Raw genomic sequence first — 26,864 nt, 5'->3', positions numbered from 1 at the left:
CAAAACTCGAGAGGAATCCGCCATACTAATAAAAAAATCCGCCAAAGTAATGACTAAATCCGCCAGAGCGAAATAATAAGCCACAAAGAGGGAAGAAACCCGCCAAAACCCGAGAGGAATCCGCCATACTAAGATAAAAATCCGCCAAAGCAAGGAAGAAATTCGCCAGTGAGAAAAAATAAGCCACAAAGGGGGGAGAAATCCGCCAAAACCCGAGAGGAATCCGCCATACTAAGATAAAAATCCGCCAAAGCAAGGAAGAAATCCGCCAACGCGAAAAAATAAGCCACAAAGAGGGAAGAAATTCGCCAAAACTCGAGAGGAATCCGCCATACTAATAAAAAAATCCGCCAAAGTAATGACTAAATCCGCCAGAGCGAAATAATAAGCCACAAAGAGGGAAGAAACCCGCCAAAACCCGAGAGGAATCCGCCATACTAAGATAAAAATCCGCCAAAGCAAGGAAGAAATTCGCCAGTGAGAAAAAATAAGCCACAAAGGGGGGAGAAATCCGCCAAAACCCGAGAGGAATCCGCCATACTAAGATAAAAATCCGCCAAAGCAAGGAAGAAATCCGCCAGTGAGAAAAAATAAGCCACAAAGAAGGGGGAAATCCGCCAACGCGAAAAAATAAGCAACTGAGAGCGAAGAAATCCTCCACAACAAGGGCTTAATAAAAAGAAAAGGGCATTTCTGAATTTAGAAATGCGCCTAAAAACAATTCACCTACTTAATAAATTGTCAGGAATTATATAATATCTCCCCCTGTTATTTCCGACCGCTACAAGATTAAGTCTGGTCAATATTTTTTGTGCAGCATCTCCGGAATCCACATTAAAAAACTCCCTAAACTCCCGATTCGTAATCCGCTCGCTAATCAATAACCGATAGTCATCCAGTGCCCGCAGCAACGCATCCCTGCTTTCAAATCCGCATTTAGGGCAAGTCCAAATCCCTCTGCCGTAAGTCATCGCCACAGCATAATTGCATTTCTCGCAAAGCACGCCTTTTCGAATGCGATCCACGCTGATATTCAAATCAAAATTGCGGGATACAGCCCGCGACAAAAGCTGCTTTGCCAACTTGTCCAATTGGCCCGTTGTGAGCTGACTTTCATGCCGAACCAAACATTTTTTAATGAACGATCGCAAACCGCTTGCATGAAAGATTGGTGGGGACTTTGGGACATTTCCGATAATGGTGGCGGGATTGGCCATGACAACCGCCTTCTCAATCGGCAAAGAGAACTTCCATTTCGATAAAATCCGATGAAACAATTCTTCATGGCGATGCAGCTGATCAAAAGGATTCGTCAAAGTATCTTCTGTACCTGTGGGACGGGTGCGGATCAATTGATGCTTCTGTTCGTCATAATCAATCCGCCCAGCAATGTTCTTAACCTCCAAAATCAACAGAAAGTGCTTTGTCAGCAATAAAGTGTCAATCTGATGCGAGAAGCCTAATTCATTTTCAATTTCATAATTAAAAAACAAAAAATGCTCGTTCAAATAGGGCATTTCAAACCATTCCCGGTCCACCCGATGCTCCCCTTCGTGCCCGAACTTCAGCCGGGTCAAGTAGTCTTGGAAGTAGGAAAAGTCCCGATCGTTGGAATCCAACCTGCGCAAAAGCGCTTCTAAAATCAGAATGCTTTTCGGCGTTTTTCGATCCAGCAGAAGCAACTCTTCACCTCCTTCAGCCAAATAATAAAACAATTGATAAAGAATTGGAATATTTTACCTGAAAATAAAATTTTGAGCGGAAAATCGACCCGAAAATCAAAATTTAAAAACAACAACAGCACTTTTTGTAAAGGGAATGCAATAAATATGCGCCATTTTGCACAAAAATAAAAAAGGCGCAACCTCACAAGTTACGCCTTGATTTACTAGAATAAAAATCAATCACCCTGCGCCACTTTCCGCTTGCTTGCCCTCTTCGCCCAATACGTTGCCAAAATTGGGCCGGAAATATTGTGCCAGAAGCTGAAGATGGCGCTTGGCACGGCAGAAACCGGATCGAAATGGGTTGCTGCCAAACTTGCACCCAATCCGGAGTTTTGCATACCCACTTCGATGGCCACCGCCTTTTTATCTTCATAATCCAAGCGAAACACTTTCGCTGCCAAATAGCCGATTGCATAACCCAATCCGTTATGTAAAATAACGATCGCCAAAATCAATAAACCAGATTCGATAATTTTATCACGGCTACCGCTAACGACGGCTGCAACAATTAATACAATCGCAGTAACGGAAATTGTTGGCAAAATATCGATACTTTTTTCAACAACCGGTTTAAAGAAGATTTGCGCAAGAATCCCTAAAACAATCGGAATCAACACGACTTTTACCACTGAAAGGAACATGGCCATGAAAGAAACCGGCAGCCATTCGCTCGCCAAAAAGTAAATCAATGCAGGTGTCACGATTGGGGCAAGCAATGTGGTACAGGAAGTAATGGTTACGGATAACGCCGTATTCCCTTTTGCCAAGAACGTCATGACGTTTGATGCCGTTCCCCCTGGACAGCAACCGACCAAAATCACGCCAACCGCAATTTCAGGTGGAAGCTGGAAAAGTTTCGCCAAGACAAAAGCAAGGAATGGCATGATGGTAAATTGTCCGATAATGCCGATGATAACCCCTTTAGGCTGCAATAAGACCAATTTAAAATCTTCCAATTTTAACGTCATCCCCATGCCGAACATGACAATTCCAAGCAATGTTGTGATCCATGGGGAAATCCAAGTGAAATATTCGGGAATCCACATGGCGAGACCCGCAGCCAATAATACCCATAATGCAAAAGTATCGCCTGCAAATTTCCCTATTTTTTGAAACGTGTTCATCAAAATCCCTCTCTTACTACCTAAAAATGTTGAGTGAAATATATTTTATGAAAATAGTAAAACAAAATCAATAAAATTCTGAAAAAATAGAACTTTTTGATTATATACAAGGAAGCATCCGGATAAAATAATATACATAAATAATATTTCATTTTTTTTACAAAGATTGTAACGGAAATGGGTTTTTGCTATACTAAAGGAAGTTATGGTTCAGGAGGTGGGACTATTGCATACTGTATTGTTGGTATTATTAATTCTTGTATCTCTTGCTTTAATCGCCGTGGTATTATTGCAATCTGGTAAAAGTGCAGGCTTATCAGGTGCCATCTCTGGTGGAGCTGAACAACTATTCGGTAAAACGAAAGCTAGAGGAATCGATTTGATTTTACATAGAACAACCATTGTTCTTGCGGTATTGTTTTTCATTTTAACATTGTTGGTTATCAAGTTTTAATGGATAAAATAAAAGTCTAACCAAGCATGGTTAGGCTTTTTCATTTATAATGGAGAGAGAAAATTTGTATATTCACGAAAATAATGGGCACAAAAATAAATGAAGGAATGTTGACATACAATTGTTGGAGGAACTTATGAAGAAAAAAGAACAGCAACCCTTCTTTTTCCCTGCAGGAAAGCGCGCGGTGCTCCTGCTTCACGGGTTTACCGGAAGTTCCGCGGATGTTCGGATGCTCGGCCGCTTTCTTGAAAAAAAAGGCTATACAAGTTATGCGCCCCATTACCGTGGCCATGGTGTACCGCCGGAAGAACTCATCAAAACAGGGCCGAAAGAATGGTGGGAAGATGTCGTAAAAGCTTATGAAACCTTGAAGGAAAAAGGATATGAGCAAATTGCGGTTGCCGGATTGTCCCTGGGAGGCGTTTTGTCATTAAAACTTGCCATGAACGTCCCTCTGAAAGGTGTCATTACGATGTGCTCCCCAATGACGATGAGAACGACGGACATGATGTTTAAAGGCGTCATCAAATATGCCAAAGAATATAAAAAATATGAAGGGAAATCGGAACAGCAAATCACCGAAGAAATTGAAGCGATCCGCCAAAAGGGCATGCCGGGTTTGGCGGATTTGCAGCAGTTCGTCCAGGAAGTCCGAAACGATCTCGACTTAGTATATGCACCGATTCTCGTCATTCAATCAAGACATGATGAAATTATTGACCCGAATTCTGCTCATATTATCTATGAGAATGTGGAATCCTTGAATAAAAAACTGGTTTGGTTTGAAGAATCGAGTCATGTCATTACTTTGGACAAAGAAAAACAACAATTGCATGAAGTGATTTACGAATTTTTGGAAAGCCTGGACTGGGAAGATCAGTGAAGGTTTGAATAAAGGAGGGATTGTGATGGCACAACATACTGAGCTTGAGCAAAGAATTTTAAATTTAATGAAGGAAGAAGATTATAAGCCGCTTAAAGTGGATGAACTGGAAGAGGTGCTCGGCATTGAAACGGCCGATGAATTCAAAGAATTGGTCAAAGCCCTTGTCCGCATGGAAGATCAGGGGTACATCGTCCGTTCCCGCTCGAACCGCTACGGCTTGCCGGAACGGATGAACCTGCTCCGGGGAAAATTTATCGGCCACTCAAAGGGCTTCGGATTTGTCACACCAGAGGAAGAAGGGTTGGATGACATTTTCATCCCGCCGCACGAAGTCAATGGCGCATTGAACGGGGACATTGTTTTAGTGCGCGTATTGAAAGAATCTTCCGGCGAGAAGCGGGAAGGCACCATCATCAAAGTGGTGGAGCGTTCCAAAACAACCTTTGTCGGCACATACCAGGCCAATCGCGGCTTCGGCTTTGTCGTGCCGGACGATAAACGGTTGAACATGGATATTTTCGTTGCCAAGGAAGATTCGCTGGGCGCTGTGGACGGCCATAAAGTGGTTGTGGAAGTGACGAACTGGCCGAGCGAAATCAAATCGGCAACGGGCGTCATCATCAAAATTTTAGGGCATAAAAACGATCCGGGTGTGGATATTTTATCCATCATTTTTCAACATGATATCCCGCCGGAATTTCCGGAAGAGGTGCTGAAAGAAGCGGCAAAAGTGCCGGATGTGATTGCGGAAGAAGATTTGGTGGGACGCCGGGATTTACGAAATGAAACGATTGTGACGATTGACGGCGCAGATGCGAAAGACTTGGACGATGCGGTGACGGTGACGAAAAATGAAGATGGCACATATAAATTGGGTGTTCACATTGCCGATGTAAGTTACTATGTGAAAGAAGGCTCTTTGCTCGATAAAGAAGCCTATAAACGCGGAACGAGCGTTTACTTGGCGGACCGCGTGATTCCAATGATCCCCCACCGGTTATCAAACGGAATATGCTCTTTGAATCCCCAAGTGGACCGCTTGACGATTTCCTGTGAAATGATTATCGACCAAAACGGGAACGTCATTGAGCATGAAATCTTCCCGAGCGTGATCCGGACAACGGAACGGATGACCTATTCCGATGTATATAAAATATTGGAAGAGGAAAACGAAGCGCTCATTGAACGCTATAAACCGCTTGTTCCGATGTTCAAGGAAATGAAGGAATTGGCCCTCATTTTGCGCAAAAAACGCATGAACCGCGGCGCCATCGATTTTGACTTTGAAGAAGCGAAAATCGTGGTGAATGAAGAAGGGTGGCCAATCGACGTGGTGCTAAGGGAGCGCACGATTGCCGAACGCATCATCGAGGAATTCATGCTTTGCGCCAATGAAACGGTGGCGGAACATTTCCATTGGATGGAAGTGCCATTCCTTTACCGTATCCACGAAGATCCGAAACCGGAAAAATTGCAACGCTTCTTTGAATTCATTACTAACTTTGGGTTGATTGTGAAAGGGACAGGAAATTCCGTCCATCCGAAAGCCTTGCAGGAAATTCTTGAATCCATTAAAGGTTTGCCGGAAGAGCCGGTTATTTCGACAATGCTCCTTCGTTCGTTGCAACAGGCGAGATATTATCCGGAATCCATTGGCCACTTCGGGTTATCAACGGACTTTTATACCCATTTCACTTCGCCAATCCGCCGTTATCCGGACTTGATTGTGCACCGGTTGATCCGTACTTATTTATTTGAAGGCGATGTTTCGAAACAGACGATTTTCAAATGGGCGCAAGTGATGGATGAAATCGCCGACCATACGTCTGAATGTGAACGGAGAGCGGTGGATGCCGAACGGGATGTGGAATCGCTGAAGAAAGCCCAATACATGTCCGACAAAATCGGCGAAGAATTTGTGGGCATTGTTTCTTCTGTAACGAACTTCGGCATTTTCGTCGAGCTGCCGAATACAATCGAAGGGCTCGTCCACATTACGAATTTGACCGATGACTACTATCACTTCGATGAACGCCAGATGATCATGGTCGGGGAATATACCGGACGCATCTTCCGCATTGGGGATGAAGTGAAGGTCCGGGTTGCCAATGTGAATTTGGACGAATCCTCCATCGACTTTGAAATTGTGGATATGGTCAAATCCTTCCACAAAGTTCGAAGAGAGGCCCCGAAAGTGATCCAGGCGGAACGGAAGCAAAGAAAACGGAAAGATAAAGAGGAAGAAGAGCGCGGCAGAAAAGGCAAGAAGAAAGAGAAATTTTACGAAGGCGTCGCCAAAAAAGGGAAAAAGAAGAAAAGAAAGTAGTCGATGAATCGACAAACAGCTGTCGAAGAATTATACTAGAGGCTGTTGTGAAAATACTTTAAAATGGAAATAAAGTATTTCATGCAGCCTTTTATTGTGTGTTTAGAGAGGTGTAAAAGATGCCAAAAGGAACAGGAAAAGTCATTGCCCAAAACAAAAAAGCGACCCATGATTATTTTATTGAAAAGACTTTTGAAGCCGGCATGGTGTTGCAAGGAACCGAAATCAAATCCATCCGTGCTGGCCGCGTGCAATTGAAAGATTCCTTCGTATTAATCCGGAACGGGGAAGCGTGGATCCACAACATGCACATCAGCCCTTATGAACAGGGAAACCGCTTCAACCATGATCCATTAAGGGTGCGGAAACTGCTTCTACATAAAAAGGAAATTGCCGAACTGGCCGGTGCGGTAAAACGGGACGGCTATACGATTGTACCGCTGAAAATCTATATCAAAGACGGTTACGCGAAATTGTTGATCGGCCTCGGAAAAGGGAAGAAAAAATATGATAAACGCGCCGATGAGCGGAAGAAAGAAGCAAAACGCGAAATGGAACGCGCATTGAAATTGAAAAACCAATAGGATTGATTTACGTCTTAATCAAAAAAGTGATATTTATCAAAGGAATATACTAAAAACTTGTCCCGGATACTTGCAAATAGTTTAGGATTAAAGTATAATGATAATCGAAGACAGCCAGTTTGGACGTTCTCAAATGACCGTAGTCCTTTTGTAGTATACTATGAAGGGGACGTTACGGATTCGACAGGAATGGTTCAAGCTTGAGCTGCGCGTCGGAGGGCTCGTCTCCGTGATCAACGGCAGTTAAAAATAACTGGCAACAAACAATCTTACGCTTTAGCTGCTTAATTTGCTAAGGCACTCTAATCAGCCATCGCCCATGTGGCTGCATTAGGGTTCATCTTGAGTGGGCTACGGCGAGTGCCTTGCTTGGGGCACTGGCAAGAGACTCAACAAGCTAGCGTGCAGGACGCCTGTTTGTCGGCAGAATGCAACGCGAAATCCCAATAGACAAACTACACGCGTAGATGCTTAAGTGTTGGAGTTTCTGGACGCGGGTTCGACTCCCGCCGTCTCCATACAATTAAATTAATAAAAATCACCTAAGGTCAAAACACTTGATGTATCAAGGTTTTGGCCTTTTTCTTTTATCATAAAATCTCTATAAGTATGGGCTCTATAATATTTGGTGTTGGTGAGTATAAACCAGCACCAATTTTTTTGAACAAAAAAAAATGAGACAGTGACAAAACTCTGGTAAAATGTAATCGCCAAAACACATTTTCCAAAGGAGTTGTGTCACATGTCTCACCATCATTCTATACGAAACCTACTCAATATAAAAGACAAAAATATCACATTTGATGAAAATTTTTGTGCAGAAGAACTCATTAAAGGGGTCCAATCAAAAGTCTTTTATGGCCAATTAACTTACCAACCAAAAGCTTGTTATGCTTGTGGACATGTCTTTGATGTTCAAATCATTAAACACGGTTTTAAAACGTCTCTCATTAAAATGCCTAGCATTTCAGGTTTTCATACCTACTTAAAATTGCGTAAACAGCGTTATTTCTGTAAACATTGTCATTCCACGTTTACTTTAAAAACGAGCGTCGTGGCTAAAAACTGTTGTATTTCCAACAATACTAAAGTAGCGATTGCTTTAAACGCCAAAGATAAAATATCCGAAAAAGATATTGCGATGAAACATAATGTTTCTCATGCCACTGTCAGTCGTGTCATTGACAGCTTTTATAGCTATTATCAACCAAATGTTCACTACCTTCCAAAGCATTTGTGTTTTGATGAGTTTAAATCAGTGAAATCCGCAGCTGGAGCGATGTCCTTTATTTTCTGCGACTCTGAAACGGGGGAGATTGTGGATATCGTGGAGGACCGGAGATTACATGTCCTCAAAGAGTATTTCTTACGGTATTCCAAGAAGGCGAGAGATGCGGTAAAAACGATTGTCATCGATATGTACAGCCCTTATATTTCCTTAATCCACGAAGTTTTCCCTAAAGCGGAAATCGTACTCGACAAATTCCATATCCTCCAACTATTTAGCAGAGCTTTAAACAAAACGCGCATCAACGTCATGAATCGGGATAAAAAGAATTACAATAAATTAAAAAAATACTGGAAGCTCCTTCTGAAAGATCAAACAAAACTTGATTATAAGAACTATAAATATCATCGTTGCTTTAAAAAGCATATGTGTGAGGTGGAGATTCTCCACTATCTCATTGATTTAGATTCTGAATTAAAAGCGTCCTATGAGTTATATCAATACGTGCAACATTGCATAAAAATCAAAGACTTTGAGCTCCTAAAGAAAACATTAGAGAATAAACAAAATATCGTTTCCAGCTATATGAAAACCGCCATCAAGACAATCAACAAATACATCAATTACGTGGAGAATACGTTGAAATATGATTATAACAACGGCATTTTAGAGGGGATTAATAACAAAATCAAAGTGATTAAACGCATTTCTTTCGGTTATCGATCCTTCTATCACTTTAGAAACCGAATATTCATTACCCAAAACTTAGCGAAAATAAAAACAGCTTAGGGGAACCTCGAATTTCCCCTAAGCCATCCGATTACATATTACCAAATAATGTCACTAAAATTTATTCACCAACACCATTTGACAAAGAACCTAAGTATGAAAGTATAGTATAAAAAGCTATTTTTATTTCCTGTATTTAATATTAATGAATTATAAAAAATAGAAGGTGAATTAAATTGTTGTCCATTGAAGAATACATTGCAAAAAGAAAGCGGGAAGACAAAATTAATGAGTTTGATATAGAAGCAAGATTGGAAAATATGCAAATTTGCGTAAATTATATTTTCGAGTATTTTAATCAATATTTGGATATTAATAAAATGAATGAGCAGACCATTCTACAGGAGGAACGTTTATTAAAATTTAAGAATCAATTAGAAATGTATGATAAAGATATTCAAGATTGGTTGGTTAATATTTATGATAATTATGATAAGCATATACATCGTTCAATAATAAGCTTTTTAAAAAAGGAACCGCTCTTTCTTTTATATCATACAGATGATGAATTTAGGAGTTGTTCATATGATTGTTATGCTCAACTTATCAAAAAAAATCCTTTTTTAAAAGATCAAACCGAAATGCTGTTTCGCTTTATTAGGGATTATCACAGAATTCAAAGTGAAAAAGAAATAAATAAACCTTCAGTATTTATTTCAGATGACATCAATGATTGGCTGGAAAATACTTGGAATAAATATAAAGTAAATATTTGGGCTTTTGCTACAGATTATGCTTCGAGATTTTTTGATAATGATTCTCTCTGGCCGACAAAACATAAGATTAAATCTAATGAAGAATGGAAGCCTTATTTTTATGATTATAAACAAAAAACAAATTTATTTAACTTAAATTCGCTTTACACAAAAATTTCAAAAAAACCATTTATGAGAGGGAAGAAGCAACAACTTGAAATTATTCTAATGTACATTTGGTTACATGAGATTTGGGGAGATGAAGACAACTATTGGGAAGAATATTGTAAAAAGACTGTTAGTAGAGTTAATTTCATAATTCTCACCCCTTGATTTTCAAGGGATTCAAGACAATAAAAAATGGGTACCTCCCCAAATTTCGTTATAATGGTAAGTAACCAAACAAACCATACGAAAGAGGTGAGTACCCTATGACTATTGTAAAACAAATTTCTCTTTTTGACATCCATCAATTATTAGAAATGGAAAGTTCCCATCGTTATGATGCCATTTTTAGTGTGATTGACATTCAACCTATTTTTCAATTGTTTTCTAAAAAGACATTGAAAGGTGCACCACGTGAATTGAATGATGGTGCAATGATTCAATCGCTGATTATTCGTATTGTCGAACGAATTCCAACAATGAAGGATTAGTCAAACGTTTGGTCCATGATCCTTTATTTCGTTTCGACTGTGGATTCCTTGTGTCTGATGTCGTACCATCTGAAAGCTCTTATTCACGCATGATTCAAGTCATTAGTGAATCAGATGTGCTAGATAAAATGAACGATACACTCATCAAAACAGCGATGTTGGAAGGCTTTCTAAATGATGAACATGTCGCCATCGATGCGAGTCACTTTGAAGCTCGTGATGCTTTCCGTTTCTCTGCGAATGCTTCAAAATCGAAACAAGCAACGAGCCGCAAAAAAATGTTGGAAAAAATTCAATTGGATGACATTAAACCTTCTAGCCGTAAATATCCATATGTCAACTTCCAAATCGGCCGAGAAATTGGGAATGATTGTTTAACTGTCGATGGCTTAACAACTACTCAAGATGGTGAAGTGCTATTTAAAGATATTCGATTCACAATGAATCGCGACGATAAAATCGTTTTATTAGGAAATCCGTTAGCAAAATCGGCATTGCTCGATATTTTAATGGAAGAAAGAGAAGCGGATAGTGGAACTTTCAAATGGGGAGTGACAACAAGTCAATCCTACTTCCCTATGGATAACTCGAAATATTTTGAAGGAAACGAAAAAACATTAGTTGATTGGTTACGTCAATATTCTCCAGAAGATGAGACAGAAACGTTCCTACGCGGTTTCTTAGGTCGCATGCTCTTCTCTGGCGAAGAAGTGAAAAAATCCCCTTCTGTATTATCAGGTGGAGAGAAAGTTCGTTGTATGTTAGCAAAAATGATGCTTTCCAATGCAAACGTACTATTGTTAGACGAACCAACGAACCATTTAGACTTGGAATCGATTCAAGCATTGAACAATGGCTTAATCGCATTTAAAGGAGCTATGATTTTCACATCCCACGACCATCAATTTATTCAAACGATCGCGAACCGTGTCATTGAAATTCAAGAAGATGGCTCCATTTTAGATAAACAATGCACATATGAAGAATTCCTTGATTGGAAAGAAGCAAACGGATTAATGTAAAATCTTAACGTTAATTTTTGCATCTAGCGGTACAACCATTGAGGTAATGATCACTACAAAAAAGGACCTAGTTCTCCAAATGAACTAAGCCTTTAATTTGTTGAAAAATATTGTGAATTAAAGAGTATCTTCCATCTAATCAATAGAGGGATGATACTCTTATTTTAGTATTGTGATTCTTTCCCTTTTAATAAATCACGAAATATTAAAGGGACGGTCCATTTTGTATAAAGCTTTATATCTTTCTGCTGATTGCAACAACTCTCCATGAGAACCTTCCATTTCTATATTACCGTCTTCAATAAAAATGACCCGGTCCATTAATTCTACACCGATTAAATGATGGGTAATAAAAATTATCGTTTTTCCTTCCAAACTTTTAAAGATTGTATCAAGCAATTTCCTTTCGGTAATCGAATCTAATCCGACGGTCGGTTCATCTAAAATCACAATCGGCGTTTTTTGCAACAATATTCGTGCTAAAGCTATTCGTTGACGTTCTCCTCCAGAAAAACGCTCCCCTAATTCTTGAATTTTTGTATTATAACCATTTGGAAGGGACTCGATATAATCGTGAAGCTGTACTTGTTTAGCCACTTCCTTCACCTCTTCATCCGACGCATGAATGTTTCCAAGGCGAATATTATTCATCACCGTTGAATTAAACAAATGAGGTTTTTGATGTAATACAGAAACCCATTCGTGAATATCTCGGGCTATATTATAAGTTTTAATATCATTGATTTTTACTGCACCATTTGTTGGTATGACAGAACCGAGCAACAGTTTTGCAATAGTACTCTTTCCCGCTCCACTTTTTCCGAGAATTGCAATTTTTTCCCCTTGGCAAATTTGTAAATTCAATCCCTTTAACACCATTTTTGAATCCTCTATATAACGAAAGTACACATCTTCAAAGGATACAGTAAAATGGTATTGAACTTTCAACTGTTGTAAATACTTTGAATCAGTTTCTTGTAAATCAACACCGGTATGTTCTACTTGTTGAATACGTTTTAAAGATGTATCATAATTCGTTAAATCAGTTATTGCTTTTGGGATTGGTGTGAAGGCCTCCATTACTGGAAAGACAACAAGAATAAAAGCCGCAATCCATAAATGACTAAAGACGCCCAACTCCACTTGATTACTTACAAACAAGATCATTAATAGAACAACAACGGCAACGGTACATTGAAGGAAAAAGTCTCGTAAGTGATGAAATCGTTCCAGTTTCATTTCTTGAAAATCATATTCTCTTTCATCTTTTTCATAGGCTGTAAGGAAGTCTTTTTGCCGACCGCTTATTTTCACATCGCTTAAACCCATTACAGCATCGGTTAATTTTCCATAGAGCCTCGTTCGAATCCTTTTCATTTCCATTTGGCCTTTTTGATTAGCGAGTAAGCTTAGTAGTGGAACGATCACAACTAATAAAAAGAAAATGCCTAGCATCAGTAGTGCGAAGGGAATTGAAAAGAATCCTAAAGAAAGAACGATTAAAACATAAAGAACTAAAGCGACTAATGTTGGAAAGATCGTTTTTAAATACAAATTTTGCAAATGCTCTAAATCATCCGCCAAAATTCCTAATAGATCCCCCGTTTTAAACCGGGATTTTAAAGTTAAACTTTGCGGTTCAAGGTGTTGATACAGGCGAACCCGCATTTTAGATAAAATTTTCAACACAAAGTTATGACTAATTAGTTTTTCGAAATAGCCAAAAACTGGCCTTGCAATTCCGAATGCTCGCACTAACACAATAGGAACGTAAACCATTAAAATATTATAAGGTTGGGTGGACGATTTGGAAATTAAATATCCGGATGTAAACATTAATGCCCCTGCGCTAACCATCGTTAGCACCCCTAAAACAATGACGAAAATAAATAGTTTTTTATTGTCTTTCACATAAGGGCGAATCCACGAGTGATTCCATATATCGAATAACGGTTTTAACATTCCTCCACCTCCTCCTTGTACTGCGCTTGAATGAATTGATAGTAATGACCCTTTTTCTTGATTAATTCCTCATGGGTCCCCATTTCAACTAGCTTTCCTTCATTTAATACAAGAATCCAATCCATCTCAACCATCCAATGAAGGCGATGGGTAGCAAAAAAGACGAGACGATCTTCAAGAAGTGGCAACATTTTTTGTTTTATGTCATATTCCGTTTCAATATCTAAATGAGCAGTTGGCTCATCAAATAATAAGATTTTTCTTCCTTTATCTAAAAAAGCACGTGCTAACGCAACCCGCTGTTCTTGTCCCCCGCTAATCATGCGACCGCTTTCCCCTAACACTTCGTCCAGTCCATTCGGTAAAGCATTTACAATTTCAGTAAGACCTGCCAGTTCACAAGCTCGTTCAATTTGTTCTCTCGTGGCATTTGGTGTGTAAAAGGAAATATTGTTCGCTAACGTATCATTAAAAATATAAGGTTTTTGAGGAATGTACAAAATTTGTTTTTGCCAACTATCATTTCTTAAACTTGAAAGTTCTTGATCGTTAATTTGAATTACACCATTATTCGGGTCCAAAAAGCCGCTTAATAGTTGTATGAATGTAGATTTCCCTGAACCGCTACCACCAATGATCCCAACTTTTCCAAAACCTTTCCATGAAAATGAAACCCCTTCGACCGATGGCTTATTCCTCTCTTCATGAACAACTGTTACATCCGAAAAAGAAATCGTTGAATGCTCATCCCATTTTGGTAGTAATACATCGTTTTTTTGCAAATCTTTAGTTTGGATAATTCGATGAATTTCTGTTAATGCATTTTTTCCGTCAAGGGTTGCGTGATAATCTGAACCAAAATCGCGAATTGGTTGGAAATATTCTGGGGCTAATATTAATATTACTAGAGCGGGATATAACGTGATCTCCCCATCAATTAAAGCAAGTCCAAGGAAGAGCGCAATAATCGCTACAGATAGACTCGTAAAAAACTGAAGAGAAAAGGATGATAGAAAAGCAATGACTAACGTTGCAATGGTCGATTTTCGATATCGTTCACTCACCTGTTCAATATTTCGATCATAATCCTTACTTAACCCTAGCAATCGTAACGTTTCTAATCCTCTTAATGAATCGACAAAATGATTGGATAACAATTGATACGTTTTATACTGTTTATCTGCTCGGTATTTAGCAGCTTTCCCAAGAATGATGAGGAAAAACAGTAAAGTTGGTAAAACAACAACTAAAACGACGGCAGATCTTATATCAAGGGTAAGGGTATAAATGAATATAAACGTTGGAATGACAAGCATGTTAAAAATCTTTGGTAAAAATAGTTTAATGTAATTTTCAACTTGAGAAATTCCTTCCAACGCCATTGTAACAATATTTCCCGTACCTTCTTTTGCGGTGATATTCGGTCCGATTTCGAACAGTTTCTCGTTTAATTGTTTACGAATGTCGCTACCAGATTTCATCGAATAACGATCCATTATTCGATTTCTAAAAAAGTGTAACAAATGTTTTCCAGTATAAAAAAGGACAAATAAAAGGATAGGAAAAAGCTGTGTTTCAAGCTCTTTCCCATCAAATAAATTCGTAATCACTGTCGCTAAACTAACTGCTTGAGCAATGGTTAAAACTCCAGTCAAAACGGCGGTTATGAAAAGAATTCCAAATATCTTCTTAATTCCTTTTAATTTCAACAATGTTTGATCAATCATGATCTCACCTAATTTTTTGGATGTATACGTTTACGGAATACGTAATAACTCCAGATTTGATAACCAAGTACGAATGGTAATAATGTAACAGCTACCTTCGTCATAACAGATAGGGTATACTCTCCACTAGCCGCATTATCAATCGTTAAATTAAATGCCGGATCGATAGTGCTAATCATTACTCGTGGGAATAAACCGATAAATAGCATTGCAACTGTAAATACAATACTTAACCCGGACATCGTAAATGCTAATCCTTCTCTTCTTTTATTCGCAAAGATAATGCCGAGTATAGTAGTTAAAACTACAGCACCTAATAGTATTGGTGTAGCTAAAGGTCTAACGATAAATAAATCTGTTGAAACATACGTAAGTGCTGCAAAGACAACTAAACCAATGAATAACACAACATACACTTTATTCAATAACGAAAGAGCTCGGTCGTGTACAGGTCCTGTCGTTCGAAGTCCTATATAAGTTAACCCATGAACGAGGCTTAATAAAACAACAGCAAGTCCACCAACAACAGAATAAGCATTTACAAAGTCAGAAAACGTACCGTACATCGTCATCGTTTCATCAATCGGAACCCCTTGAATTAAGCTCGTGAACAACATGCCTAACAAAAAGGGTGATAAAAAACTACCGATGGCAATACACCAATACCAAAGATTCAAATATTTATCTGTTTTCGTATGATGAATATATTCAATCGCAACTCCTCTAGCAATGAGCGCCAATAAGAAGATAACGAACAATGTATAATATCCACTAAACATCGTTGCATACCAGTTTGGAAAGGCAGCAAAAAGCGCACCGCCCGCTGTAATTAGCCAAACTTCGTTAGCATCCCAAAACGGTCCAATCGTCGTTAGCAACTGAGTCCGTTCATCTTTATTTTTAGCAAGGAGTCTCGTTAACATGCCTACACCAAAATCGAATCCTTCTAAAAAGAAGAAGCCGATAAATAATACCGCTATTAAAATAAACCAAAGTTCTGGTAAACTCACGATTTAAACGCCTCCTTGCTTAGTAAGTCAACATTTTCATCCGTTATCTGTTCTACATATGGACCACGTTTCGCAACTCTCGCAGTCATGTAAATCATGACAATCGCTAAAATAACGTAAGCCGATGTAAAGGAGATTGTTGAGAACAACACTTGTCCCGCTGTCACATTTGGTGACACCGATTGAGCCGTCGTATAATACCCCATCACTGTCCAAGGTTGTCTTCCGATTTCAGTCATAATCCATCCTGCTGTATTCGCAATGAATGGAATCGCGATAGAAACAACTAACGCTTTTAAGAACCATGTTTTCTGTTCAATTGTCCGACGATAGCTATACCATAAACCTAACATACTAATAAGAACCATTAATCCACCGAAGCCAGCCATAATACGGAAACTCCAGAAAACAGTTTTTACTGGTGGAATATAATTACCCTCTCCGTATTTTTCTTCATACTCTTGTTGAAGACTAAGCATCCCTGGTACGGCTCCTTCAAACTTCCCGTAAGCTAAATAACTTAAAGCATACGGAATATCAATTTGCCAATTATTTTCTTGATTTTCTACATCGATGTCCGCAATTAAAGTCCAGTCTGCAGGGTCTTCACTATCTTCCCAAAGCCCTTCACTAGCAGCCATTTTCATCGGTTGAGATTCCATTAAATGCTTTGCTTGGTCGTGCCCGCTAAAAGCGATTCCGAATCCACTAATTAAAGCAACAACCATTGCCATATTGAAAGACTTACGGAAAAAATCTAGATGGCGTTTTTTCATAAAGTTATAAGCACTAATTCCTGCTACAACAAATGCACCTGTTGCTAGAGCCCCAAATATTGTATGTGGGAACTCAACAAGCAATTGAGGATTTGTTAAAAGAGCCATAAAATCGGTTAAAACCGCTTTACCATCTATAATTTCAAATCCAACTGGCTCCTGCATGAAGGAATTGGCAGCTAATATCCAAAGAGCTGACAACATCGTACCGATACTTACAAGCCAGGCTGAAGCTGCTATCATCCATTTAGGTAACTTATCTCTACCGAAAATCCATACCCCAATAAAAGTCGATTCCATAAAGAATGCAAGTAATGCTTCCACGGCTAATGGTGCTCCAAATACGTCACCCATGAACCGAGAATATTCAGACCAGTTCATACCGAATTGGAATTCTTGTAAAATCCCTGTGACGACACCAATCGCAAAAGATAATAAAAAGACTTTCCCCCAAAACTTAGACATTTCTAAATAAATTTCTTTTTTCTTTACAACATAAAGCGTTTCCATTATTGCCACTAAAAAGATTGTTCCAATGGACAATGGAACAAAGAAAAAGTGGAATACTGTTGTGATTGCATACTGTATACGTGCTAATAAAAGTACATCCACATTTATATCCTCCTTATTGTTGTTTTCAACTTCAAATAAATTATGTTTATAAATATTATAGTTTTGTTATACTAAGATGGGTTTTTAATTTTTGAACAATCCATCACAATAATGTGTTAATACTGTATCAATATTGAAAACTATGTCTATTCTGTGTTCTAAATGTGAAATAATTGAGAATATATGGTTAAAACCCATTATTTCACAAAAAAATTATTATTATTTGTTTCTTCATTTATTACTTAACTCAAATCTCCATATTATGTAAAAGTTATTTTTATATAACTTTGTTATTTCTACTTCCCCTATTCATTACTTTTCTATGAATCTCTACTAGCATCACATTCAAATCTTTCCCTTTAAATATTCATATGAATCAATTTCATAAATCATAGTTTTTCTGAAGTATAGAGTACCCCTATACTAAAAACTTCGTTTTTTTTTAATTATGCAACTTGGTTTTGTTGCTGTAATAAAGCATTGATTCGATCAACTGCTAGTTTGCAGGTATTATAAATTAACGTCACCAGATTGAAATGCATTTTTGCTTTCTTTCCTGTACGATGACGGACATTGTTTAATTGAAAGTATTCCTTTAAATAAGCGTTAACGCGTTCGACTGCTGTACGTTCTTGATAAAGCTGTTTCCATCGTTCTGTCCCACGTGCTGGATAGGTAAATTTACGGATATCTATATCACATTTGATTTTGAAAACTTTTTGGCAAAGGGTGTCTTCTCGTAATGGGCAAGTTGCACATTCCTTTGGACGTGTGAATTTTAATGTATTGTACTTAGCGTCAAAGCTGTCATATTGGTAACTATGTTCACGCACACAGGTTGGACGAAAATGTTCATCGAATCCTATATATTCTCCTTCTCGGCGAACGTTGTAAGGAATCACGACTCGCATGGACTGTGATACGGCTTGACGGTAAATAGGTTCAACATCATAACCAGCATCAAATATAGCGATTGTAAATTGACCGTTTCCTAAGTGATGAAGTTTTTTCAATAATGGAATCGCAGCTTTACAATCACTTAAATTACCTGAGGACATCAAACGAGTGATGATATATTGACTTTTCGTCGAAACAGCTAAATGTGCTTTATAACCAAACCAGAATGTATTTTTTCCTTTACTATTCTTTTTCACACCCCATTTTGGCTCAATCGGTACATCCTTCCAAAGGGTTTCTAATGGGATATCCAGCTGTTGTAAACGCTAAACTAGAATCAACAGTTTTCCACAAATAGAACTCAACAGAATTCCCCAAATAAGATTAAACAGTTTCCCCACCATCAATCACTTTCAAATATACTGTTACTAGTCTATTGAAAGTGAGGAATTAGGAGTGAACAGATTTATGCTTTACATCGAGATTCATCGTTTATACAAAGAGGGATTCTCCAAGAGTGCTATTGCAAGAAAACTAAATATTTCAAGAAATAGAGTGATAGATTATTTGAATATGAGTACTGATGAGTTTGAAGAATTTTTAAGTACATTACGTACAAGAGAAAAGAAACTAGACCCTTATCATGATCAAATTCTAGGGTGGTTGAAGGAACATCCTGATTTAACTGCTGCACAAGTTTATGATTGGTTGGAAGAAAAGTTAGGTTTCAGGGAAGTCGCTGAGAACACTGTACGAAATTATTTAAACGAAATGAGGGATTACTATCGGATTCCAAAGGTAAAGGTTCAGAGGACATATAGTGTAGTTCCAGAATTACCAATGGGAAAACAGGCTCAAGTGGATTTTGGACAAACTACCGTCAAAAACAGACAAGGTGAGAATAAAAAGTTGTATTTTATCGCATTTGTTTTATCACATTCAAGATATAAATATGTAGAATGGCTCGATCGACCTTTTCGTACTTCCGATATGATTCGAATGCATGAAAATGCATTTGAATACTTTGGAGGAATGCCAGAAGAAATGGTCTATGACCAAGATGCGTTATTAGCAGTTAGTGAAAATGCAGGTGATTTAATTCTTACAGCTGAATTTACTAAATATCATCATACCCGTAAATTTAATGTTTATTTATGTAGAAAGAGTGATCCGGAATCAAAAGGTAAAATTGAACAGGTTGTGAAATTTGTAAAAAATAATTTTAGCAAAAATCGAGTATTCGATCATCTTTCAGATTGGAATCAATCGTGCCACGCTTGGTTGAAAAGAACAGGAAACTATAAAGTTCATCATAATACGAAAAAGAGACCTTCTGAAGTGCACGCCCTGGAAAAGCAACACTTAAAGAAAGTCTCTGGTACTTACATTTTCGCAAATGTTTCAACTCCAAGTATAACAAGAAATATCCATAAGGACAATGTTATTCGTTATGAAGGAAATCGATATAGCGTTCCTAAAGGAACATATAGAGCAGATGCCCCAAATCTTGCTTATTTACAAGAAGAGGATGGTTGGTTAATTATTCGACTGAAAGAAACTGGGATGGAGTTAGCAAAGCACCGAATATCCGAAGGAAAAGGATTGATTATTACAGATCCCTCCCATCGGGAACATAGCACAAGTAAACGAGATCTTTTAATTCATCAAATTCAAGAAACATTCATAGATAAAGAGAATATTCAATGGTTAATACACAAATTGAAAGAACGATATCCACGTCATTTAGTGGATCAACTCAAAGTACTACAACAAGCCATCAGAATTTACCCAAATCATTGTGAGGAAGCTTTATCTGAAATGAAGAAACTTGGAATGACCAGTGCAAATGATTTTCGGGATATTGCACATGCATTATCTGTACAATATCAAAAAAGTTCACCTAAAATCGTTGAATTGAATGAGAAGTATAAAGATTTATCAGCACCAGAACGATCCGAAGACATTTATTTAAAAGTCTTATCTGGAGGTGAAAATGAATGAATCATCATCCCTATGAAATTTTACAAGATAAATGTCGTACCTTGCGCCTCGCTGAGACGGCTAAAGAATTACCGAATTTACTCCGTGAAGCTGAAGCAAAGAATTGGACATATCATGAACTGGTTTATGAAATCTTAAGCTATGAGATGCGATGTAGAGAGCAGAAAAATAATGAGAGATTAATGAAATGGGCAGAGTTCCCAGAAATATTGACGTTTGATACCTATGATTTGAAGGAACAAACAGCTCTTGGTGAAAAACAACTAAATGTATTAAAAGAACTGAATTGGATTGAAGAATTTTTTACTTTAATTTTGATGGGACCAACAGGAGCAGGAAAAACACATTTATCCGTTGCATTAGGAATACACGCTGTGGAGAGAGGATACAAAGTATCCTTTCAGACTGTCGACAAACCCCAACTCAAATGTTTCATTTGAGTTGGGGTTTGTCTTTTTTTGCTCATCATTTTCTAAGATTCTTCTCTTATTTAGGCTGGACATGGTCTTTTCCATGTCCAGTTTGCCATTTTCTTTAAGTTCATGGCAGCGAAAGTAAGCATCGCCTGCATGGACAATTTTTCCAGTCCTCGTAGAGTTGTCCATCGCATGCCATGCTTCTCTTTTCCATCGGCAAAGACCCGTTCAATCGTTTCTTTGCGCTTATCATATATATTTCTATTGATTTCTGTATGTCTTAAGTGGTCGACTTCTTCCACATAGTGCTCCCAAATGTGGCGATGAATAAATTTAGTGTGATCTTTACTTTGGGTACACTTTTCTAAAAATGGGCACGTTTTACATATTTCCGGTTTCGAAGCGTACTGTCGATATCCTTCTCTTGTTGTTGTTCGGTATTCAAGAGTTTGGTTGTTTGGGCAGATATAACAATCATAATGCTCATCGTATACATATTCATACTTTTTAAAGAAACCGTCCTTTGTTCTAGGCCTTGTATATGGCATGACTGGACGAATCTCTTTATCCAATAGACTTTTCGCATTCGCTGGGGTTTTGTATCCGGCATCTACGGCTACTGCAGTTGGTTTGCCTACTTTTTCGATGACTTGTTCGAGTAATTGACCAAACACCTGACTATCATGAATATTCGCTCCCGTTACCTTGGTAGCTAAGACAAAGCCTTTTGCATCACAGGCGGTATGAAAAGAATAGGCAAACATCTTTTCCCGTTCATCTTTTACGTAATAGCCACTATCAGGATCGGTTGTACTGACCTTTATTTCCTTGGTTTCTTCATTCTCTTTCGGGGGAAAGGGCTTTTTTCCATGGTTTTCACGGTCTTGGTTAATCTCTAACTCTAATTGCGCTTGATAGCTTTTTGTTTCTGCCCGGACAATTTTCTTATCGAACTTCTTTTTATTGGCGCTCGCTTTGACATGTGTTGAATCAATAAAGGCAACAGATGCATCCACTAATCCTTTATTCATCGCTTCTTTTAAAATACGATAAAAAATCTGTTCAAATAAATCAGTACCTTGAAAACGACGAACATAATTCTTGCCGAACGTTGAAAAATGAGGAATTTTCTCTGTGAAACCATATCCTAAGAACCATCGATACGCCACGTTGGTTTCAATTTCTTTGATCGTTTGACGCATGGATCGAATACCAAATAAATACTGCACAAAGACCATTTTAATGAGCACAACAGGATCAATACTAGGCCTTCCGTTATCTAGGCAATAGGTATCTTTGACAAGATCGTAAATAAAATCAAAGTCTATGGCTTGTTCAATCTTCCTTACCAAATGATCTTCTGGAACCAATTGATCAAGAGCCACCATTTCCAATTGATTTCGATTATTGTCAGTACGCTTCGATAACATCCTAAATTTCCCCCGTTAACCAAGAATTCTATCCCTATTATACAAAAAAGCCTGTAGATTTGGCCCCTAGTTAGGGACTTTGTCTACAAGCTGAGAGGATACAAAGTATCCTTTGTCTCCATGAATCAGCTTATGTATATTTTAAAAACAAAAGAATATATCAATAAATCTAAAATACGCTACAAACGTATTATAGCTTCGGATTTAATTATTATTGATGATGTCATGTACATGACTTACGAGACTCAGGAAGCCAATCTATTTTTCCAGTTTATCTATGATTTATATGATAAAGCAGCATTCATTCTAACCTCTAATAAAGGGCCAAATGAATGGGGAAAATTTCTTGGTGATCCTACTTTAACAACAGCTATACTTGACCGTTTATTACATAGGAGTGAAATTATCACTTTCGATAACGAAACGGATAGCATTCGTATGAAATACAGAAAGGTATTATTTTAATTTAGCAAACTGTTGAATCTTAATTGTAGAAAACTGTTTAAAATTATTTGTGGAAAATTGTTTAATTCTACTTGACGGTTACACAAAGGGGGCAAGCCATAATTATATTTGGACTTTGCAAGGCAAAGTAGCCTATCATGCCCACCACCATGTAAAGCGTCAAATATGCAAAAATTTATGCATAACCTTAATTGCCAAACACTACAAAAATTAATTACCATCAACAATTTTACGACTTGAATAGAGAATTCCCTTCTTTTAAGGGCTACATTTCCTTTACGGAATTGTACAAAAGTATTGGAAATTTTAGTTAATCTTTTAAAAACAGTAAAAATAATATTTAAGCGTTGACATTATACCCTAATGGGTATATGATATCGTTAGAGTAACAAAGAAAGGGAAAAGGAGGTTTCAAATCATCTATCTTAAGATAATGTATTGCTGTCAATTCAAGTTTTGCTCTAATTTGTGTTGGAGTTCTATTCAAAATTAGAAGAAAAAACAATTTCTGTAATAAAATATTTATCCATACATGAAGAAAAAAGATTCCATGACGGCAAATTTTTGATTTTATATTCAACAAAAAATTTTTCTAAAATAAAATACCCTATTAGGTATTTGGAGGTTTTGAGATGTCGATAAAGGCACATGTACAGTTAGATTGTACGGGGCTTTCATGTCCAATGCCGATTGTGAAGACGAAAAAGGCAATGGAAGGTATCGAGGAAGGCCAAGTATTAGAAGTGAAAGCGACCGATAAAGGTTCAATTGCCGACTTAAAAGCATGGTGTGACAGTGTTGGACATCAATATATCGGTATGTTTGAAGAAAATGGCGTGCTGTTTCATTACATTCGTAAATGTAATGAGCAAGTTGTTGAAAAGAAATTTGAACATACAATCTCGAATGATGAAGTTCTGAGTCGAGTGAAAAATGGCGGAATTCTTCTAGATGTTCGAGAAGAAGCGGAATACGCTTTTGGTCATATTGAAGGTTCCATATCCATTCCAATGGGGGAATTAGAAGACCGTTTAGATGAATTAGACAAAGACAAGGAAATCTATGTCATTTGTCGAACAGGTACACGCAGTGATTTAGCTGCTCAAAAATTAGTAGAAAAAGGTTTTACAAAAGTTTATAACGTCTTACCAGGAATGAGTGCTTGGAAAGGCGATTTAATAAAAAAATTATAAATTCGGAGGGGTTTGAAAAATGTCTAATAAAGTTGCAATTATTGCAAGTAATGGTGGATTATTTGATGCATATAAGGTATTTAATATCGCAACGGCAGCAGCTGCTACAGAGAAAGAAGTAGCAATCTTCTTTACATTTGAGGGTCTGAACTTGATTCATAAAGAAGCGATGAAACAATTGCCACTTCCAGAAGGAAAAGAACATTATGCAGAAGGATTTGCGAAAGCAAATGTTCCAAGTATTCCGGAATTAGTAGAAATGGCAAAAGAGATGGGAGTAAAATTAATCGCTTGTCAAATGACAATGGATGTTATGAATTTAACGAAAGAAGACTTTATTGATGGAATTGATGTAGGTGGCGCAGTTACATTCCTTGAGTTTGCAAAAGATGCTGCACCAACATTAACGTTTTAATCATTTGTTTTATTCCATTCTTTAGTGGAAAGGATTACTCTTCCACTTCATATCACAAAAATATACCTGCAGGGGGTAAGTGGAATGGCAGTTCAAAAAATGACATCAGCACAAGTAGCTCGTAAAGTAATCGAAAATCAACCATTATTTATTTTAGATGTACGAAACAGAGATAATTTTGAAGATTGGAAAATTGAAGGACACCGATTTGAATATTTAAATGTGCCTTACTTTGAATTATTAGATGGTGTGGAAAAAATTCTTCCAAAATTACCGTCCGATCAAGATATTTTAGTTGTTTGTGCGAAAGAGGGCTCTTCTGTCATGGTTGCGGAAATGCTTTCAGATGCAGGATACGATGTGTACTACCTTGAGGGGGGTATGAAAGCTTGGAGCTCTTACCTCGAGCCAATTAAAGTAGGTGATTTGACTAATGGAGGTGAACTGTATCAATTTGTTCGTCTAGGGAAAGGCTGCTTATCTTATATGGTCATTTCTGATGGTGAAGCTGCCATTATTGACGCAGTTCGTTTTAAAGATGTGTTCATCAACTTTGCGAAAGAAAAAAATGTGGAAATTACCCACGTATTTGATACACACTTACATGCGGACCACATCTCCGGAGGACGCCATATTGCAAAGGAAACAGGGGCGAAATATTATTTACCACCAAAAGATGCAGATGAGGTGGTTTATGAATATAATCCATTGGAAGATGGTTTAACAGTGAAGGTTGGGAATTCCAAAATTGAAGTAGGCGCTCTGTATTCACCAGGTCATACAATTGGTTCAACTTCCTTCATCGTAGATAACAAGTATTTATTAACAGGAGATATTTTATTCATTGATTCCATCGGTCGACCTGACTTAGCAGGACGTGCTGAGGATTGGGTAGGCGATCTTCGTGAAACGCTTTATCGCCGTTATCGTGAGTTAGCGGAAGATTTAATTGTATTGCCTGCACACTTCATGATTATTGATGAGTTGAATGAAGATGGAACAGTTGCAAAACGTTTAGGGAATCTATTTGCGGAAAACCATGGTTTAAATATTGAAAGTGAAGAAGAATTCCGTAAGACAGTAACAGAAAACTTGCCACCACAACCAAATGCATACCAAGAAATTCGTCAAGTAAATATGGGGAAATTGACACCAGACGAAGAAGAACAAATGGAAATGGAAATCGGTCCAAACCGTTGTGCGGTACGTTAATTATGAAACAGGTGGGGAGAATGATAAACTCCCCCTTTTTAATGAGAATTAAAAAGGAGCGTTTGAAATGGAAGTCAATCAAGTGTTAGATGCAAAAGGATTATCTTGTCCACTCCCGATTGTACGGGCAAAAAAAGCAATGGATACGTTAGCGACAGGTCAAGTGTTAGAAGTGCATGTGACAGACAAAGGCGCACTATCTGACTTTCCTGCTTGGGCTAAATCAAGTGGACATGAAATATTAGATCAATCGATTGAAGCGGATGTAATCAAATTCATTATTAAAAAGGGATAACGAATCGATAAAGAGGAGAGGTGACATTCGGGAGAGGGTGTCACCTCTTCTGGAAAGAAGGTATCAACATGGACATTGCTTGGATTCTAACCATATTTGCAATAGGATTTGTTGGGTCATTTATCTCAGGGATGGTTGGAATTGGTGGATCGATTATTAAATATCCAATGCTTTTGTATATCCCTTCTTTATTAGGCTTTACCGCATTTACAGCTCATGAGGTATCTGGGATAAGTGCTGTACAAGTATTCTTTGCTTCTCTTGCTGGTGTTTGGGCATATCGAAAAGGTAACTTTTTAAATAAATCCCTTATTTTCTATATGGGAAGTGGAATTTTAATAGGAAGTATCATCGGAAGTTTTGGTTCATCCTATTTTTCGGAACAAGGTGTTAACATTGTATACGGAATCTTGGCGTTAATCGCCGGAATTATGATGTTTATTCCAAAGAAGCAAATTGATGATATCCCGTTAGAACAAGTCACTTTCAATAAACTACTTGCAACGATTTTATCTCTCATAGTGGGAATTGGTTCAGGGATTGTTGGAGCAGCCGGTGGTTTCCTCCTTGTACCGATAATGCTTGTCGTATTAAAAATACCAACTCGCATGACCATTGCAACAAGTTTAGCTGTTACGTTTATTTCATCGATAGGAAGTGCAGTAGGGAAACTATCAACAGGGCAAGTAGATTACTTGCCAGCCATTATTATGATTGTCGCAAGTATCATTGCTTCACCTTTAGGAGTGAAGGTTGGTAAAAAAATGAACACTTCTATTTTGAAGTGGATTCTAGCGATTCTCATTATCGGTACAGCTATTAAAGTATGGATGGATATACTATAAAAACAAGTTACATGAACAATGGGAAAAATCTTATTGAATCAATCAAAAAAATTTTAGACTTCCCAAAGGTATTATGAGATAGATTTTAGTAATAAATAAATAGAAAGAAGGAAA

22 protein-coding genes, 1 other RNA gene and 2 pseudogenes are annotated in these 26,864 nt (G+C 37.8%); 17 read left to right on the top strand and 8 right to left on the bottom strand.

Annotated features, from left to right (window positions below):
* Positions 1-722: 722 nt before the first annotated feature.
* Both NST13_RS07600 and NST13_RS07595 read right to left on the bottom strand, forming a co-directional pair.
* Positions 723-1,682 carry a nuclease-related domain-containing protein gene (locus NST13_RS07600; protein WP_342581753.1) on the bottom strand — a complete coding sequence of 320 codons (960 nt, stop codon included), beginning with the start codon at positions 1,680-1,682 and terminating at the stop codon, positions 723-725.
* 218 nt (positions 1,683-1,900) lie between these two features.
* Complete coding sequence (locus NST13_RS07595; protein ID WP_342468725.1) at positions 1,901-2,851, bottom strand: bile acid:sodium symporter family protein; 951 nt, start codon at positions 2,849-2,851, stop codon at positions 1,901-1,903.
* Positions 2,852-3,077: 226 nt separating this feature from the next.
* Between NST13_RS07595 and secG the strand changes: the two genes are divergently transcribed.
* The 9 genes and pseudogenes from secG to NST13_RS07550 form a co-directional block, all read left to right on the top strand.
* Complete coding sequence (secG, locus tag NST13_RS07590; RefSeq protein WP_342468726.1) at positions 3,078-3,305, top strand: preprotein translocase subunit SecG; 228 nt, start codon at positions 3,078-3,080, stop codon at positions 3,303-3,305.
* Between the two features lie 136 nt (positions 3,306-3,441).
* Positions 3,442-4,191: a carboxylesterase gene (locus tag NST13_RS07585; RefSeq protein WP_342581752.1), complete on the top strand. Its 750-nt coding sequence runs from the start codon at positions 3,442-3,444 to the stop codon at positions 4,189-4,191.
* A 25-nt stretch (positions 4,192-4,216) separates the two neighbouring features.
* Positions 4,217-6,520 carry a ribonuclease R gene (gene rnr, locus NST13_RS07580; RefSeq protein ID WP_342581751.1) on the top strand — a complete coding sequence of 768 codons (2,304 nt, stop codon included), beginning with the start codon at positions 4,217-4,219 and terminating at the stop codon, positions 6,518-6,520.
* Between the two features lie 119 nt (positions 6,521-6,639).
* Positions 6,640-7,104, top strand: coding sequence for an SsrA-binding protein SmpB (gene smpB, locus NST13_RS07575; RefSeq protein ID WP_342468729.1), 465 nt, complete (start codon positions 6,640-6,642; stop codon positions 7,102-7,104).
* A 165-nt stretch (positions 7,105-7,269) separates the two neighbouring features.
* Positions 7,270-7,625, top strand: a transfer-messenger RNA (tmRNA) gene (ssrA, locus tag NST13_RS07570).
* A gap of 221 nt (positions 7,626-7,846) precedes the next feature.
* Positions 7,847-9,121, top strand: a complete 1,275-nt coding sequence (locus NST13_RS07565; protein WP_342470665.1) for an ISL3 family transposase — start codon at positions 7,847-7,849, stop codon at positions 9,119-9,121.
* A gap of 176 nt (positions 9,122-9,297) precedes the next feature.
* A complete protein-coding gene (locus NST13_RS07560) occupies positions 9,298-10,149 on the top strand; it encodes a hypothetical protein (RefSeq protein ID WP_342581750.1) in 852 nt (283 codons plus the stop codon).
* A gap of 98 nt (positions 10,150-10,247) precedes the next feature.
* Positions 10,248-10,472, top strand: coding sequence for a hypothetical protein (locus tag NST13_RS07555; RefSeq protein ID WP_342581749.1), 225 nt, complete (start codon positions 10,248-10,250; stop codon positions 10,470-10,472).
* 221 nt (positions 10,473-10,693) lie between these two features.
* Positions 10,694-11,494 (top strand): annotated as a pseudogene (locus tag NST13_RS07550) (ATP-binding cassette domain-containing protein); the annotation flags it as partial.
* Positions 11,495-11,689: 195 nt separating this feature from the next.
* Here NST13_RS07550 and cydC read toward each other — a convergent pair.
* From cydC to NST13_RS07525, 5 genes and pseudogenes are all read right to left on the bottom strand, one after another.
* Positions 11,690-13,456 carry a thiol reductant ABC exporter subunit CydC gene (gene cydC, locus NST13_RS07545; RefSeq protein WP_342581748.1) on the bottom strand — a complete coding sequence of 589 codons (1,767 nt, stop codon included), beginning with the start codon at positions 13,454-13,456 and terminating at the stop codon, positions 11,690-11,692.
* Positions 13,450-15,183 (bottom strand): thiol reductant ABC exporter subunit CydD, encoded by a 1,734-nt coding sequence (cydD, locus tag NST13_RS07540; protein WP_342581747.1) that lies wholly within the window; start codon positions 15,181-15,183, stop codon positions 13,450-13,452. Before cydD ends, cydC begins: the two co-directional genes overlap by 7 nt.
* Before the next feature lie 8 nt (positions 15,184-15,191).
* A complete protein-coding gene (gene cydB, locus NST13_RS07535) occupies positions 15,192-16,193 on the bottom strand; it encodes a cytochrome d ubiquinol oxidase subunit II (protein WP_342581746.1) in 1,002 nt (333 codons plus the stop codon).
* Complete coding sequence (locus NST13_RS07530) at positions 16,190-17,581, bottom strand: cytochrome ubiquinol oxidase subunit I (RefSeq protein WP_342581745.1); 1,392 nt, start codon at positions 17,579-17,581, stop codon at positions 16,190-16,192. Before NST13_RS07530 ends, cydB begins: the two co-directional genes overlap by 4 nt.
* A 446-nt stretch (positions 17,582-18,027) precedes the next feature.
* Positions 18,028-18,804 (bottom strand): annotated as a pseudogene (locus NST13_RS07525) (transposase); the annotation flags it as partial.
* A 142-nt stretch (positions 18,805-18,946) separates the two neighbouring features.
* Between NST13_RS07525 and istA the strand changes: the two are divergent.
* Positions 18,947-20,479, top strand: coding sequence for an IS21 family transposase (gene istA, locus NST13_RS07520; RefSeq protein ID WP_016839663.1), 1,533 nt, complete (start codon positions 18,947-18,949; stop codon positions 20,477-20,479).
* A complete protein-coding gene (locus NST13_RS07515; RefSeq protein WP_342581744.1) occupies positions 20,476-20,919 on the top strand; it encodes an ATP-binding protein in 444 nt (147 codons plus the stop codon). Before istA ends, NST13_RS07515 begins: the two co-directional genes overlap by 4 nt.
* 50 nt (positions 20,920-20,969) lie before the next feature.
* Here NST13_RS07515 and NST13_RS07510 read toward each other — a convergent pair whose 3' ends face one another.
* Positions 20,970-22,325, bottom strand: coding sequence for an IS1182 family transposase (locus NST13_RS07510; protein WP_328216756.1), 1,356 nt, complete (start codon positions 22,323-22,325; stop codon positions 20,970-20,972).
* 57 nt (positions 22,326-22,382) lie between these two features.
* Between NST13_RS07510 and NST13_RS07505 the strand changes: the two genes are divergently transcribed.
* The 6 genes from NST13_RS07505 (at position 22,383) to NST13_RS07480 (ending at position 26,750) form a co-directional block, all read left to right on the top strand.
* Positions 22,383-22,790: an ATP-binding protein gene (locus NST13_RS07505; protein ID WP_342581825.1), complete on the top strand. Its 408-nt coding sequence runs from the start codon at positions 22,383-22,385 to the stop codon at positions 22,788-22,790.
* A 632-nt stretch (positions 22,791-23,422) separates the two neighbouring features.
* A complete protein-coding gene (locus NST13_RS07500) occupies positions 23,423-23,983 on the top strand; it encodes a sulfurtransferase TusA family protein (RefSeq protein ID WP_096551814.1) in 561 nt (186 codons plus the stop codon).
* 19 nt (positions 23,984-24,002) lie between these two features.
* Entirely contained in the window at positions 24,003-24,398 is a 396-nt protein-coding gene (locus tag NST13_RS07495; RefSeq protein ID WP_016839191.1) for a DsrE/DsrF/DrsH-like family protein, read from the top strand.
* A gap of 84 nt (positions 24,399-24,482) precedes the next feature.
* Positions 24,483-25,610 (top strand): MBL fold metallo-hydrolase, encoded by a 1,128-nt coding sequence (locus NST13_RS07490; RefSeq protein WP_342581743.1) that lies wholly within the window; start codon positions 24,483-24,485, stop codon positions 25,608-25,610.
* 67 nt (positions 25,611-25,677) lie between these two features.
* Positions 25,678-25,905 (top strand): sulfurtransferase TusA family protein, encoded by a 228-nt coding sequence (locus NST13_RS07485; RefSeq protein ID WP_016839193.1) that lies wholly within the window; start codon positions 25,678-25,680, stop codon positions 25,903-25,905.
* A gap of 68 nt (positions 25,906-25,973) precedes the next feature.
* A complete protein-coding gene (locus NST13_RS07480; RefSeq protein WP_342581742.1) occupies positions 25,974-26,750 on the top strand; it encodes a sulfite exporter TauE/SafE family protein in 777 nt (258 codons plus the stop codon).
* The last annotated feature ends 114 nt before the right edge of the window (positions 26,751-26,864 follow it).

It is taken from the genome of Ureibacillus sp. FSL W7-1570, from assembly GCF_038593265.1.
Lineage (GTDB): Bacteria > Bacillota > Bacilli > Bacillales_A > Planococcaceae > Ureibacillus > Ureibacillus suwonensis.
The sequence above is the reverse complement of the archived record's forward strand: the minus strand, read 5'-3'. Positions and strand labels throughout refer to the sequence as shown.

Coding starts and splice junctions, on each gene's coding strand:
- NST13_RS07595 (WP_342468725.1), bottom strand. CDS start 2,851: ATGAACACGTTTCAAAAAATAGGGAAATTTGCAGGCGATACTTTTGCA.
- cydC (WP_342581748.1), bottom strand. CDS start 13,456: ATGTTAAAACCGTTATTCGATATATGGAATCACTCGTGGATTCGCCCT.
- NST13_RS07555 (WP_342581749.1), top strand. CDS start 10,248: ATGACTATTGTAAAACAAATTTCTCTTTTTGACATCCATCAATTATTA.
- NST13_RS07510 (WP_328216756.1), bottom strand. CDS start 22,325: ATGTTATCGAAGCGTACTGACAATAATCGAAATCAATTGGAAATGGTG.
- NST13_RS07480 (WP_342581742.1), top strand. CDS start 25,974: ATGGACATTGCTTGGATTCTAACCATATTTGCAATAGGATTTGTTGGG.
- NST13_RS07485 (WP_016839193.1), top strand. CDS start 25,678: ATGGAAGTCAATCAAGTGTTAGATGCAAAAGGATTATCTTGTCCACTC.
- smpB (WP_342468729.1), top strand. CDS start 6,640: ATGCCAAAAGGAACAGGAAAAGTCATTGCCCAAAACAAAAAAGCGACC.
- NST13_RS07495 (WP_016839191.1), top strand. CDS start 24,003: ATGTCTAATAAAGTTGCAATTATTGCAAGTAATGGTGGATTATTTGAT.
- NST13_RS07585 (WP_342581752.1), top strand. CDS start 3,442: ATGAAGAAAAAAGAACAGCAACCCTTCTTTTTCCCTGCAGGAAAGCGC.
- NST13_RS07500 (WP_096551814.1), top strand. CDS start 23,423: ATGTCGATAAAGGCACATGTACAGTTAGATTGTACGGGGCTTTCATGT.
- NST13_RS07490 (WP_342581743.1), top strand. CDS start 24,483: ATGGCAGTTCAAAAAATGACATCAGCACAAGTAGCTCGTAAAGTAATC.
- istA (WP_016839663.1), top strand. CDS start 18,947: ATGCTTTACATCGAGATTCATCGTTTATACAAAGAGGGATTCTCCAAG.
- rnr (WP_342581751.1), top strand. CDS start 4,217: ATGGCACAACATACTGAGCTTGAGCAAAGAATTTTAAATTTAATGAAG.
- NST13_RS07565 (WP_342470665.1), top strand. CDS start 7,847: ATGTCTCACCATCATTCTATACGAAACCTACTCAATATAAAAGACAAA.
- NST13_RS07515 (WP_342581744.1), top strand. CDS start 20,476: ATGAATCATCATCCCTATGAAATTTTACAAGATAAATGTCGTACCTTG.
- cydD (WP_342581747.1), bottom strand. CDS start 15,183: ATGATTGATCAAACATTGTTGAAATTAAAAGGAATTAAGAAGATATTT.